Genomic DNA, 14,108 nt, shown 5'->3' on the forward strand with positions numbered 1-14,108 from the left:
AAAGCCGGCAAGGCCGGCTTTGGTTATTGCGTTTGAAACTAGATCTGGTGAGCCAGAGGTACGGCCGCGGTTACCAGCGAGTGAGTAGCTGGCAGAGTTGCAGTCATGATCGATTCGATGATGGTCGGAGTGTTGTAGAGACCGACGCCGCCACCGACACCCGTCGCGAAGCTCATGATCGACTGACGAACGATGCCGGAAACGATGCCTACGAGGACCATAGAGCCAGCTACAACTCGGCCCAACGTACCTTGCATCCAGTCGGTCAGCGTTACCCAGATGGAGTCGAAGCTGTCACCGCCGGTACCGGCCATAGCCTGGGTGGCCATGACAGTAACCATCAGTGCAACACCGAATTTCATAACGTCTTTTGCGCGACGTTTTTGGTTGTTGTTCATGCTCAGTTGCATGGGATGTCTCCTGCTTATTGCTTTTTGGGGGGGGTGTTAGTTTTGCGCCGTTGGCGGCACTGTTTTTCGCGACTCAAGTGGACGAATCGAGGCAGTAGGTTTTGGCGCCGGAGTACCGATCTCCCAGCGACGCGGCTCAATTTCTGTGTACATGTAACCTGGTACGTTCAGATCGCCCTTGTCGGACTCCCATGGGGCAACCCAAATACGCATCACTGTTGCCTGTGAACGAATAGGAATCGGATCACGGGCTGGTTTTGGAACGACGTAGCGCTCCCCAGCGGCAATATGCGGGCTCACCGCCGGCATAACCTCCTCGATCGTCTTACCCTCTTTAATAGCCTCGTCCTTTGCCGCCTGACGCTGCTCTACAACTTGACGAAAGTTCTCGTTTTCCGTCAGTTGGTAAACGTCACGTGCGGACATACAGGTAACGCCATCAGGCATGCCCTTACATGAGTAGTCCGACTGACCAATCTGAAGAAACGAGCAACCGCTCATTGCTGAAACAAAGCCAGCAGCAATAAGAAGGCGTGCGAAAGTGAACCGTGATTTAATTTTCATGGTTGAAGTATCCGTATTTGAATTTGTAGACAGGGGCTAATCTGCCCCTGTCCGGGGTCTGCGAAGTCAGCGCTTTGTTTGAAGCTTCAGCTGCACACCCTTCTTCACGACAAAGTCGATTTCACGAGCGGCGTCTACTTCAATGACTGGGTAGAGGTTCTCAGCCATTTCCAGGTAGAAATCGGCAATGCGCTCCAAGGCCTTGCCTGTACCGCCGATCGCTGCGCCTTGCATGGCTTGCGAGCTGAAGGCCTGTTCGTAAACAGGGCTTACCACTTTGCCAGAGCCGCCACTGCTGCCGGTGCCCGTAACGTTGATGCTTGGTACTTGGCGAACACTGAATGCTTCGCTCACACCTTGCATGAAGCCGGCCATGAGCGACCTGGCCAAGATCGCACCCTGTTTCGAAATCAGTCGACCACGAACGCCAGCTTTACCGTCCTCGCCAGAGGCATATGCATCCATGCCGGTTTCGATCACTGCGCCGTCATCGCGTACACAAGAAATCGTCTCGGCTCGCATGTATGCGCGCTCGGAGGAAAGGTCACCGAAGGCACTCGCAATCAGGAAACATTCACGCACATCCGCCCTGAAGCGGTTAGGCAGAACAGCCTCTTTCTTCACACGAAGCAGTACTGGGAAAGGATCTTTCCGAGCTCCACTACCGGTAGGCGCGTCGATACCAGTGATGATTGCACCTGACAGGATCGAGCCAGCAGGAAGGTAAACCTCCTCTTCCTTGTTCTTGTCTTTGCTTTCCTCAGGCTCAGTTGCGCCGATAGTGCTGATTGTGAGTCGCTCTTCTTTCTTTGGACTCTGCCCTGGCTTTACTGGATCTGCAGCAGGTGCTGGTGCATTGGCAAAAAAGGCACCGATGTTTTTGTTGGGATCAACGGCTGCATTGTTATATCGACGTTGAGCCAGTTGTTCAGCCTTGACTCGTTCTTCCTTCTCTTTAAGTACAGCCTCCTTTTCAGGCGGAGGTGCCTTATCTTGAGTTTCTTTTAGAGCTTGCTGCAGCCTTTCATTGTCAGCCTTAAGTGCTTCAGCTGTCTGAGTAGTCGAACTCAGCTGCGTCGAAACATCGGCAACCTGTTTTGATAGGTCTTTCAAACCATCGCGTAGCTCCTGCTGCTGCGTGGCCCCGTCAAGCAGTGTTTTCACGTTACGCGTCAAATCGTTGAGATTTTTCCCCTGTTGACGCTGTGTGGCATTCAACGCATCCAGACCGACCGCACGTGGATCACTGTCAGTTAACACGTTACCGATGGTTTGCTTACCACCAGACTTACGTTTCTCATTGCCGCCAATGGCACTGAGAGCAGTAACAATCGCCAGCACGACAACGATACACCCGCAAATGACAAGCACTCGCTTAGTGGTGGGGCTCAGGCGAGCCCAGTATGACTTGAGCATGTCCCCTCCTTAATTAAGCAAACTTGGGCGTGCAGACTCATCCGCCGGCGCTTCGCCGACTCTTGTGATGATGTAAACCTCGGTCTTGTCGCCAGGTTCAAGCATGTTTCGCGGCCATGCCGCGGACGCCGCTAGCATTGGATGCGTGCAAGATGTCTCATCAAACATTACTGGTACATTCAATGTATTTCGGACGACACCAACGAGCACTTTGAAGTTGTGCCCCATCATCAGTTGGGAGCGTGAAAAATCGAACTGAATTCCGTCCTGGTAACACGCTGGCAATGTATCGGTATTGGCCAGCTTGCCCATGGAGTAACCTTTTGGAATTCCACCCAATGCCAGCGCTCGCATGATCCCCTTGATGGATTCCATATAGGGCTGGCCCTCCTCCCACTTCTTCGCCTGGCCAGAGTACCGATAACCACCAGCCCCACTTAGGCCGCCAGCCTTGCCACTCGAACCAGCTGCCTGGCCGAGCACAAGATTTGCTTGAATTGGAGGAACCTTCTTGGGAGCCAGCGTCAAGCTAATAGCGACTGACTCATCTTCCTTGGGGGTGATGTACATTGTGATGGGAGTTTCATCGTTCGCCGTGACGTAGATGACGTTTTCCTTGATGGTGTAATCCTTTGGATTGGAGGTCGTTTGAACAATTGGCTTTTCAAACGGCGTCACAATCCGGTTCAAATGATTGATAGCCGCGGGAATGATAGTGTTCACCCCAGGTTGAACTACCACATCAACGAGAGACGCGACCATCTCAGCTGCCGCTTCTGGAGCAGCACTTTTTGCGACTGAAGCGGGTACTGCTTGTAAATCATTGGCCCGACCACCGCCGCTGACTTGCACTAAGTCCTGGGAGCCTTTTTTATCAGCCACGGGCTCCTTCTGCTTTGCACCGCTGGAAGCTTCCGATGTACTCGATGCTGGTGCTTTTGGCTGCGAAGGTTGGGCCCCTTTCTTGTCTTGAGCCTCGCTAATTGCTGCGCGAGCCGCGTTTTCGTCAGCCTCTTCGAGGCCATATTCCGCGGGATTGATTTGCGCGGGCGGCACCGCCTCGACGACTTGCTCCTGGCCTGTCGCCGCAGGCATCTGTGGGATTTTGAGTTCGCGAGCAGAAACCATTTGCGCGGTTGTAACCGCAGCCAACAGGATCGCAAATTTAATGGTTTTAGTTTTCATCGTTATTTCGATCCATACGCTTACGAGCTTCACCAGCCTTCTCCTCACGACGAATTACATCTTCTGTTCGTGGGGCACCCGAATACACGTCAACGAAGTAGAGTACTGGTTTATAGTTTTGAACGCGGAGATCAAGCTCGTAGGTTTTATTGTCCCGGACAGGTTTACCAGTAGGACCACTCATGACGGAACGGCCAACTACGTAGAACTTGTTCACCTTGTTCTTATCCCGAAGTACTTCTTTTGGCTCAAATGCAAGAACAACGCGATCCTGACGAATTTGTTGAACCTGGCTTTCAATTTTGTTGATGACATCCTGGTAGATATCAGCTGAAAGAAGTGGTTCAAGAGAATTTCGAATCATGCTTGCGGACTTAGGCTTTACATTGCCCAATCGATCGGCAATGTAAAGTGCCCAGCCCTCCACATAGGCATCCGAGGCACGACTTTCATCTACCCAGGCACGCTCAGCCAAACCTGGCGGCTGCATATCGATAACCGTGCTTTTATTGAGCCAACCAACAACAGATACAAAGTTAGTTGCTAGCAAAGCTGCAATAATAATTCGATGAAATTTGCTCTCATCGACAAGCTGACGATAAGATTTTCTTAAATTATCAATATTCATAGATGCCTCAGTGAAACTCCCGAATGAACGAGTTCGGTATCGTTCTGGCCTTGGCGCCTGTCATTCCAGTAAACCAGTAAATCATGTGAACCATGAAACCGTCGGGATGATCGTCACGATATTTACGATACCAGCGAGTTAATAAAAAACCGCCGATGGTGCATACAGCTGCGTAGCCGGTGAACATCCCAAAAACGAGACCAATCCCGATTGGCGCAATTTCGTCTGCCTGCCAAAAAAGCAAATGGGGTGGATCATCTACATACTGAGGAATATTAATAGGCTGCATTATTGTGATGCTCCACTGCTTTTTACTAGATTGGCCATAGCCTTCAAAATATCTTCAGGCGTCTTTGCACCGCTAAGAACGACTTGTTTATTGGTCGGGTTGTAGCGAACAACCGTAGTAGGCGTTTCTTTGATCCCAAGATCGATAGCCTCTTTAAAATCTGCTTTGATCTTGTTGTAAAAATGGCCTTCGTCTATGCACTTTGACAAGTCAGAACCTTTAAGCCCGATTTTGTCTGCGACCACGCTTAAAGGCTCGTTAGTTCCAGTGCCATTCGCCTGAGTCGAACTAAATATTGCGCCGGCCATCCGATAGAATGCGTCGTTACCACCCTGCGCTCCTGCACATTCAGCTGCGTAAGCCTCCTTCCTTGAGGCCTCACCATGAATAGGAACATGCTTAAAGATCACTGAGATATTTCCACGAGACCCGTCTGCTAGAGCCTTAGGCACAGGAAAAAACTGACTACAGAAAGGACATTCAAAATCGGAGTATTCGATCAGAGTAAATTGGGCTTTAGGATCACCGTAGCGACGCTCAATATCAGCAGGGTAGCTTTGAGGGGTTGTCTTGCTCGGCTGAGAAGTTTCTTTTCCGGAAATCAACGATTGAAGCCGTGCCTCCTCTAGGACCGCGTCCAAAGCATCACGCTGCAAAGCCCACGGCTTAACCTTTGCGAACGATCGATTGGTTTGCTCAGATAGACGAGCAGCCTCATCAACCTTCTTGTTTAACGCAAAAAATGCACCTGCGCTGGCAACCGTCAAGGTCGCCAGGCAGATGGACAAAACTGTGTTGGAGTTGAGCTTCATAGATACCTCACCGTATGTATAAATAGTGAGGCCTTCATGATCTGCGGGGTGGCTAATCTGACCCGGCAACGGGGTCAAAATACAGTTTTCCCATGGGATCTAGATTCGGTACAAGCGCTGAGCTAGAGGCGTTTCGGCAGGTTACCGATCAGCAAGCTGGAGGCTATGGGCATGAGCACAATAATGACGACCGGGATCACCATCGGCGGTATGGGTAGTGGCGCAATGAAGCTGATCATCAAGGACACGACGATGAATGATATGATTTTCGAGCTATATGTATTCAGGAACGGGGATGAGTGCTGAAACGTATATCGCTTAATGTTCCAAGTCATATACCCACCCAGCACCGATGGCGCCAGTATCACAAGCATGTAAGGTAACCACATTACTAGCAGTAAAAATCTGTAGTAAATATGGTACAACACCTTCGTTAATGCCTCTCCACGATTGGATAGAAATTTAAACCACAGATTGCCAAGATTTTCCCAAGCTTTAGATTTCTCACGCTCTTCAGCTGTAGGTACGAAAAGACTCCCTACCCACTTGTTAAGACCGTTGTCTAGGTGCAAGTGCATGTAAAGCGAATCGGTATCGCGAATAAGCTGCTCATGTTGAGGTTTACCCATGAGCGCCTCACCCCAGTCCTGCTCCTTAAGGATGGCTGTATCGATAAAACTGTTGGGCACAAGTACGACAATCAACAAAATTTCAATGCAGATAAATACAAGAGCAGCCCAAAGAGTTTTGGGCATCTTCTCTTCAACGTCAGCCATTGTCAGATCGCCTTGATGTCGCGCCAGACCTGGCCAATAGAAGAATCTTCTGGAAGCAGGAGACTCTCGATTCGATTACGAGCTACTACATTCGCATCGTTTTTTACCAGCCCATCCAAAAGTGCTTTTAATTCCAGGACAGCCTGCGTTGGCGCAGGGTCAAGAAGCAATAGCTCCGTGATACCTGACAGAAATGGCTCCAAAAACGCTTCGAGTCGATCGCGATCGCGACCACCCAAAGACTGCTGGTATGAAGCCAAAGATACTTTCAGCAACGAAACGCACTCTGGACTAGTAGATTCCCTACTCACCATTTTCATTGCTTCTGGAATAACCTGTACGGCGGTAGGCCAATCTGCATCAAGAATATTGAGCACCATGCGTGCTTTGTCATCTTTATCAAGTAGTCGTGTCACGCTATCATTTCGTAGTCGCACGATTAAGCTGCCTCTCTTACAAGCAGCCGAGCTTTTTCGACTGCTTTATCAAAAACTTTTGGTCGAGTTAGAACAGGAATTCTGCCCTTCTCAATTTGTCCGCCCGCCAAAATGGCAACAAATTCGAGGTTTGGTAATTGCCCAAATAGCTGGGCTGGAAACAACTCTCCCTCCTCATCCATTAACCGTTCGCCCACATTCAAAGAGTGCATATGAGGGTCATCTTTGGTTGAGTTGCCTTGTGTGCGCATAACGTACTTGTAGTACGTTTTAGGAATCTTATCTGCAATGTACTGCTGAGTATCCTGATCAGTGATACGAAGTGCGATTGTATGGTTAGTGTTACCGAGCACTTGTCTTGCTTTAGCTGGCGACCCCATTCGAGCTTCAAAGTCCGCAATCGTCTGAGTCGCAACATAAAGGCGCATCCCTGCCCCACGCCCTTTGTTGAGAAGTTGTACTAATTGATCATTTACTGTTTCTGCAGCCTCATCAACAAAGATGTTAACAGGGCGTCGTTTTAATTCTTCTGCATCACCGAAGTTATACCGCTGACCTGCCACCGCAGCCAGGTCAGCCAGGAAGATAGAGCCAATTGCTGAGCCGACCATGGAGTCGGACAGAGAGTCGAGCCCCATGTATAGGACTTCTGCGCCCTGGATAACTTTACTGGAGTCAGTAATTTCACGTTCGTCCTCTGGATCATCCATGTTAGGGGAAAGAATCGGCCCCATATGCCCAGAAGTAAGCATGTTCAGCACCGGCAGCAGGGACGCAATCATTTTGCCGAAGTGAGCCTTGTCGTGCTCAAACATTGAAAGCAAACCTTCAAGGTCCGAACTTGGTTGCAGCGGAACAATCTCCTCACGATAGAGTTTGAGAAGATTCTTGGCCTTCATCTCATCATTTTTCGCCGATGCCAAAGCACCACGCTGAAGAGCTTCATATAGTGGATGAACCTTTGAGCCGTATGCATTGATAGCTCGAATAACCAACGGTGCCAGGCCGCCTTCAAGGCAGCGGCGAAGCTCCACCAAGGTTGGCAATACTCCGCAAAGCAACAGGGCTTGGATAACGTTGTTAAGCGCCATCTGGGCAAATGCTTGGAACGGGTCACCGCCTTCAGATTTCATCAGTGCAGCGATGCGTGAGGCAACTTCCGTCGCCCGACCAAAGTTCTTGGTTGGGGAGATACGAACGCTCAATTCTGGGAACGCTGGGTGGAAGTACTTAAACCGCTCAGGGCGCCCTGCCAACTCGCAAGCGCGTTTGGCGTTCTCGGCCATCTCCTTATCGCCCTTCGGATCTAATATAATTACAGCTTCATTTCTAAGAACGGCCTGACTTATAAGTAAATCGAATAACCGGGTTTTTCCGGAACCTGTTGTACCCACAATTAAGGTATGGAGCGACGACAGGTCTTCCTGGAAACCAATAGGGCGATCAGGCTGTAGGGAAATCCCATGAATCCAAGGCGAGCCCATGTATCCATCAGGAATCTTGGGCATGATCTTGGTAATGTCCCGCTTAAGCAGTTCGAATACCTGCTGACCTTCCCTTTGAGTCCACTTAAACCCGGTGCCCAAGAACAATTTCCCGCGGTTCTCAAGCATCTGCTCAATGAGTTCATCCTGCCCCATCAAGACAACATCTTTTGCTCGTAGACCCTGACGGACTCGATAAAGATGGACAGCCGCTGGCACACGCCTTAGGGCGAATCCCCCCATCACAATCATGGAGAGATAAAACGGCTGAGATGGCAAGACGGTGTAAAAGTGGACTGCGCTTGTTGCCGCCATCCCAAGAACCCAGCCTCCTACCTCGAAAGCCTCAAAATTTGGCCTCCAAGGCATCTCATATGCCCACTCACTCATCTCTATCAATCCATCAATTCAATGACATGATTGTTCCTGACCATGAGGTATTGATGGGTCGCTATTAGCGCCCTCTTGAGGGTCGATTCATCTACCTGCAGGGCATTCGAGATTTCGCTCAACTTTCGAGGCTGGATACTTACGACTCGACGCCCGTTCATCTCGTGCTCTTTGCACAATGAGATTGCTGATTCAGCGACGTTGGCCAAGTATCTCGCCTCCTCACGATTACGAGCTGACGCCATGGAGTGTCTGTACTTGCCTTTTGTGAGGTACTCGAAGATCTCACCGAGGTAACTCGTGAGAAGTACCCCCTTAGGGTTCTTCCTATTCATCGTTCCGGTGAAGTCGTCCCACAGCCATCCGGCACGCTCCAGCTTAGGAATGTCATCAATGACAAAACCCTGACCTTCGAATGTGAAAAACGGTTTAAAGCTATTCATTGACACTGTCTTATCGAGGTTTTCCGCATACCACTTCAATGACCTAGCCAATTCCGGAGTGACTTCAAGGTATGCGTCAAATTCCTCTGCCAAAACTTGCGCACACGAATAATCCCCTCCGGTAGACGACAGTGGCTGTACTTCAACTGTAGCTGGGGGGTTAACAGGAGTGGCTGACAGCGGCTCGCGCGGTTTACGTGGCTGGCCTATACGGATCCCTGAAGAAACCTCAGAACCGCTTTGTACCTTAATCCCACCAGGGCCTGCCGTTGATCTACCACTGTTTTTCTGAGAACCATTGCTGCGTTTCCCCGTTTCTTTTTTTGGCAGATTTTCTGGCGCAGGCTGAACACGGTTCAGAAGCTTCAACTCTTGACCATTGCTTGGTTGAAACGATGTGACAGAAGTGCTGCCTTGCTCAGGTAGAGTCATTCCCTCCTGAAACAGTGGCTCATCGAAGACTGGCCAGTCGGCGTCACGATCTAAATCGGGACCGTCCCAAAGTCCCTCTGGTGGGGGTTCTAGAAGGACGCCGGCGCTTAAGTTGGGAAGATCGTACTCTTCTGTTAAAACACTAAAAGATTCTTCTTGGGGTGATAACTCGACGGTAGATGGATCATATTCATGGTTTGTGAGATCTGTAGGAGGAAGGTCAAAGCCTTCAGGCGAATCATGCAACGTTATGCCTACAGGATCTGTAAACCGCTCTACTCCCTTTGGCAGGTTCACTGTTAACGGTGAATCGGCGGGGATTTCTCCGATGAACTGAAGCGAAAGGTCCACGTTGAAGTTGTTGAAACCAAATTCATCGGAAAGAGCCAATTCAGGTGGAATCACCAGTTTTGAACTATCTGCATCCAGCTTCGTTTCTGTCCGCGGCAATTTGAACTCAACGGAAGCCACGCTAGGTTGTTGGGGCTCCTCGAAAACATCCTTATCGAGGTCTGGCTCAGAAGCCATGACGTGTTCTACATGCTTAATATCCGGACGCAAGGATCTATCAGGCAGAACCATGCCGGCCAGCTCAAGGACTTCGTCATCAATATCACCAAAGTCGTAAGTATATGCCCTGGCAGCATCGTCATTTGCCTCAGAGTCCTCACATTGCGATAGCAATTGATCAGTTGCTGGCGGATGGAAACCGATGCTGCCCTTATCGATCTGGTCGACAGGCTCATTGAAAGTTGGGTTAACGCCAGATGCAATATCACCCGATTCTAGCTTTTCACCGGGGACGGGTTGATCCTGTTCGAACCTAGTCTTTTTCTTGTGTTTCTTCGTCTGAGTTTGTCCCGTAGGCGCAATAAGTGGAGCTCCCCCCCCTCCGACACGAATACCCGATTCCGCGCCAGGAATCGCACCAGCTACAACGATCGAACCGTCCGGCTTCACGCCTGTGTTATCGGCGCCTTTTACCCTTATGGTCGTATCCGTTGCATCTTCGATAGCTACCAGGTGAACTGCGCCTGTTCGCGGCGTTTTTTGGCCTGATTGCGTTGGTCCTTTTGGGGACGCCTGCTTTATTGGAGCTGGTACCTCAGGTCTCGTACTCGGGGCCTGAACATGAGGCGGAGACTGTTGGAAGGACTGAGCAGCAGTTGGTTTCGGCGTCACGGCGCCGAACGGATCCTGCATACCGGCCGGGACAGAGAAATCAGGAGCTTTGAATTGCTGATGGACAATCTCCGCAGCTTGGGTCGCCGAGATGGCCTCCTCACTCGGCATTGTGAACATCGCGGTCATTGCACCATCAGCTGATAGCCCAGCAAGGTCAGAGGTGGACCCGTCAATTGCTGACACAGTCAATGGGAGACTTCCGACAGGATCCCCAGTAGCAGACGAACCAACGCTGAATTTCATTTCATGCTCATCATCTCCCACCGTACCTACTGCAGACGCAGGAAGCGGCTCGAAAGGAAATAGCAGCGTCGACGACGAAAGTTTTACGCATTTGAGCTTGATTGGCTTCGAGCGTCCGGCATTTAGAATGTCAGGCGCTACAGACCAATAAATCGAGCCTTCTGGCGAGCGTTCGATGATGTTGTGGTCGAGCAGCATCTCACCCAAGGCATCCGGGCTTCTTGGCACCGCCTTAATCCCTTTTTCCACCAATGACTCAGTGATATCGCGGACACCTTGCGCCCAAACGACAAACACGCCGTCGCCGAACACCCATACTCGCTGCCCGCTTTCATTGATCTTCCACGTACCAACACTTTTGAGAAGCCTCATCGCATCCACAACCAGGGATGCAACAGGAACACCAATCCCCATAGCAGACTGCCCAGAAGCATCTCCACCATATTTACGAAGATCCGCCTCCACAGAGCTTGAGTCTGCCTTGATAACAAGACCAGTAAGAAGCCGCTTTTCATCCTCGCACGCAATGGCGCTGATCATTTCAAAGTAGAGATCTTGGCCGGCCTCCATCAGCCATAGACGGAGATCCCTGTGCAGCAATCGCTCAACCATCGTCGTTGAGAGGTGCTTATGGATTTCGTGTCGATTGGGGTTCCAATGAATAAAGTATCGATCAACACCATGCTCTTCAGCCCACTCCGGAATCGTGTTGGCCACAGGGTGCCAGATCTTTTCTGCGGAGCCATCCGTGACACGCAGGTCGTAAAGCGGCTTACCAACATCATGAAGAAGAGCGGCCAGAACAGCGGCAACGTTCCAGCGGTCGCGCCGCTTGATGCGTTCAGCGGGATAGCGATCATGGTCAAAACTTGTCACTTGACATGAGTTGAGAGCATGAACGGCTGCCTCTAGGGAATGTGCAAGCAGACCACCCGGCCCTCTATGATGATGAGCCTGCGATGCAGGCAGCATGTGAACAAAGTCGGCGAAGGCGTCCAAAACAGGAAGGACTAGGCGATTGAATTCAGCAGGCGGCAGACCAATGCCACTGGCGATCTGTCGGACTTTTGAGGCCTGAGCATCCAAAAGTACGCGGCCAGGCACATTCGCCAACCATCCTTTTTGGAAAGGTGGATATCGCAGTGATGCCTCATCACCGGTTTTCAGATACTTCTGAATTTCAGGGGACCTGAGATCGAGTACTTGAATCTGGTTATCTGTGAGGCTGCCTGGCCGTTTTGATGCAGGCGTTTTCGCCTTGCCGAGGCCTAATAGCTTTTTGAGAAATTGCATTCCACTCTCCTGTTGCAATGCATTCTCCCCAGCCCAACCATTCCCTGTTGACCAATCCGAACCCATAAGGGGGACGGACTCGAATCCCTACGCTTAATGGCACCCATATGATCCCCAATACACAAACCGGGGGGCGCCATGCTCAAGACCAAATTCATTATCCTTGCGACAGCGGTTTTTCTATCCGCATGCTCTACGCATGAAAACCCATACGAAACTCAATCAGCAGCAACCACCACCTACGTGCCTGTTCGATTAGCACACGAGTTTTACAGCAGCTGGGGACACGACGGACGCGGTGGAGCGGCCTTAAGGAAGCCTGCCTATCAACACGTAATGGGCAGCGAAGAAATGGTCATGACTACGCACGGCAACTATGCTGATCTTCGCTCGGGGAACGGAGCCCCTCCTGGTGATAGCGTAATTGTGACTGCCCTCAACGGCGGTATGAACTCAGCGATCGATAAAGCCCTTACCGTCGCTCCAGAACGGCCAATAACCACAACCTCGATTCGGCCTCCCTTGCAAGCTACAGAGGCTGAATATCTGATTGCCTATCGTAAGTTCTGCAAGGGAGCTGGTTCGGAGCTGACAGAGCGCGAGTGGGAACTCGTTGCTCGCGGTGGTCCTAAAGGCATACCACCCTCATTACGAGGAAAATGCCTTCAGATGAAATGACCATAGAAAAACCCGCTCAATGAGCGGGTTTTTTTACATGCCAAAGAAGCTGAGAGTTGCCTCACTGTTGCCGCTGACCGAAAACTGACCCAGTAAAGGCTGTTCTGCCGACTGAAAACTGACCCAGGTGTTCAACTGCTTCTGCTCACTTTCCGAGCAGGAGAACACAGGGTGATCAGCATGGAAATGTTGGGAAAAATCCGGCGGATGTACTTCCGCGACAAGCTCTCGCTGCACCAGATAGCCAAGCGTACCGGGCTGTCGAGAAACACCATCCGAAAATGGGTCAGAGCGCCCGAAGCTACTCAGCCGGCGTACCAGCGGTGCGCGACCTTCAACAAACTCAGCCCTTTCCACGACACGCTGGAACAGGCGCTGAAAGCCGATTCGTTCCGGGCAAAGCACAATCGCAGAAGCGCCAAAGCACTTTTCGAGCAGATCAAGGCCGAGGGTTATGACGGCGGCTACAGCCAGCTCACGGCGTTTGTACGCTCGTGGCGAGGTGAACAAGGCAAGTCTTTACGCGCTTTTGTACCGCTGACGTTTGCGCTCGGTGAAGCTTTTCAATTTGACTGGAGCGAAGAAGGGCTGCTGATCGGAGGCCTGTTTCGACGCATCCAGGTCTCCCACATGAAGCTGTGCGCCAGTCGCGCATTCTGGTTGGTTGCGTACCCTAGCCAAGGTCACGAGATGCTATTCGATGCACATACACGCTCGTTCGGAGCGTTAGGTGGCGTGCCGCGTCGCGGCATCTACGACAACATGAAAACGGCTGTCGACAAGGTCAATAAAGGCAAGGGCCGCACGGTCAATGCCCGGTTTTCCGTGATGTGTGCGCACTACCTGTTCGATCCGGATTTCTGCAACGTAGCCTCTGGCTGGGAAAAGGGCATTGTCGAGAAGAACGTTCAAGACAGTCGACGACGCATTTGGCTTGACGCTCAAAACTGCATGTTCCACACCTTCGAGGAACTGAATGCCTGGCTCGGCCAACGCTGTCGTGCGCTCTGGAGCGAGCTGCTGCATCCGCAGTACAACGGACTTACGGTGGCGGAAGTTTTGGAGCTGGAGCGGGTCGAAATGATGCCGATGCCGACGGCCTTTGATGGCTACGTCGAGCGCACCGTACGTGTCTCCAGCACCTGCCTGATCAGCGTGGCGCGAAATCGCTATTCGGTGCCTTGTGAACGAGTCGGCCAGTGGGTCAGCAGCCGTCTTTACCCATCCCGGATCGTGGTCATCGCCGATGACGCAATGATTGCCAGCCACGAGCGCCTCTTTGATCGAGATCAGGTCAGTTTTGACTGGCAGCATTACATCCCACTCATCGAACGCAAGCCGGGTGCACTGCGCAATGGCGCACCGTTTGCCGATCTGCCCAATCCGTTGCGGCTTCTCAAACGGAGCCTGATACGTCAAAGCAACGGTGATCGAATCATGACG

The 14,108-nt window shown here is 51.3% G+C and carries 13 protein-coding genes; 2 read left to right on the top strand and 11 right to left on the bottom strand.

What is annotated here, in order from left to right; all coding sequences use genetic code 11:
* Positions 1-38: 38 nt before the first annotated feature.
* From traA to mobH, 11 genes are all read right to left on the bottom strand, one after another.
* On the bottom strand, positions 39-410 hold the full coding sequence (gene traA / locus FFS64_RS29015; protein WP_010466571.1) for a TraA family conjugative transfer protein: 372 nt from the start codon (positions 408-410) through the stop codon (positions 39-41).
* Positions 411-446: 36 nt separating this feature from the next.
* A complete protein-coding gene (traV, locus tag FFS64_RS29020) occupies positions 447-974 on the bottom strand; it encodes a type IV conjugative transfer system lipoprotein TraV (RefSeq protein ID WP_082631630.1) in 528 nt (175 codons plus the stop codon).
* 66 nt (positions 975-1,040) lie between these two features.
* The gene (locus tag FFS64_RS29025) at positions 1,041-2,390 is read right to left on the bottom strand and encodes a TraB/VirB10 family protein (protein ID WP_010466566.1); all 1,350 of its coding nucleotides are present in this window, start codon (positions 2,388-2,390) and stop codon (positions 1,041-1,043) included.
* A gap of 9 nt (positions 2,391-2,399) precedes the next feature.
* Entirely contained in the window at positions 2,400-3,575 is a 1,176-nt protein-coding gene (locus tag FFS64_RS29030) for a type-F conjugative transfer system secretin TraK (protein WP_082631629.1), read from the bottom strand.
* Positions 3,565-4,203, bottom strand: coding sequence for a TraE/TraK family type IV conjugative transfer system protein (locus FFS64_RS29035; RefSeq protein ID WP_010466562.1), 639 nt, complete (start codon positions 4,201-4,203; stop codon positions 3,565-3,567). The genes FFS64_RS29030 and FFS64_RS29035 overlap by 11 nt, the downstream gene beginning before the upstream one ends.
* Before the next feature lie 7 nt (positions 4,204-4,210).
* A complete protein-coding gene (traL, locus tag FFS64_RS29040; RefSeq protein WP_010466560.1) occupies positions 4,211-4,492 on the bottom strand; it encodes a type IV conjugative transfer system protein TraL in 282 nt (93 codons plus the stop codon).
* Positions 4,492-5,304: a thioredoxin domain-containing protein gene (locus tag FFS64_RS29045; protein WP_057978596.1), complete on the bottom strand. Its 813-nt coding sequence runs from the start codon at positions 5,302-5,304 to the stop codon at positions 4,492-4,494. The genes traL and FFS64_RS29045 overlap by 1 nt, the downstream gene beginning before the upstream one ends.
* 122 nt (positions 5,305-5,426) lie before the next feature.
* Positions 5,427-6,080 (bottom strand): DUF4400 domain-containing protein, encoded by a 654-nt coding sequence (locus tag FFS64_RS29050; protein ID WP_057978594.1) that lies wholly within the window; start codon positions 6,078-6,080, stop codon positions 5,427-5,429.
* Between the two features lie 2 nt (positions 6,081-6,082).
* Positions 6,083-6,496, bottom strand: coding sequence for a hypothetical protein (locus FFS64_RS29055; protein ID WP_125919915.1), 414 nt, complete (start codon positions 6,494-6,496; stop codon positions 6,083-6,085).
* Positions 6,497-6,519: 23 nt separating this feature from the next.
* Entirely contained in the window at positions 6,520-8,391 is a 1,872-nt protein-coding gene (gene traD, locus FFS64_RS29060; RefSeq protein WP_057978592.1) for a conjugative transfer system coupling protein TraD, read from the bottom strand.
* Between the two features lie 5 nt (positions 8,392-8,396).
* Entirely contained in the window at positions 8,397-11,987 is a 3,591-nt protein-coding gene (mobH, locus tag FFS64_RS29065; protein WP_057978589.1) for a MobH family relaxase, read from the bottom strand.
* Between the two features lie 138 nt (positions 11,988-12,125).
* Between mobH and FFS64_RS29070 the strand changes: the two genes are divergently transcribed.
* Together FFS64_RS29070 and istA are read left to right on the top strand one after the other, a co-directional pair.
* The gene (locus FFS64_RS29070) at positions 12,126-12,665 is read left to right on the top strand and encodes a hypothetical protein (protein ID WP_125919914.1); all 540 of its coding nucleotides are present in this window, start codon (positions 12,126-12,128) and stop codon (positions 12,663-12,665) included.
* Positions 12,666-12,845: 180 nt separating this feature from the next.
* Positions 12,846-14,108, top strand: a 1,263-nt coding sequence (gene istA, locus FFS64_RS29075; protein WP_256660578.1) for an IS21 family transposase, incomplete at its 3' end; no start/stop codon positions are given.

This window comes from Pseudomonas sp. G(2018) (assembly GCF_005502415.1).
Lineage (GTDB): Bacteria > Pseudomonadota > Gammaproteobacteria > Pseudomonadales > Pseudomonadaceae > Aquipseudomonas.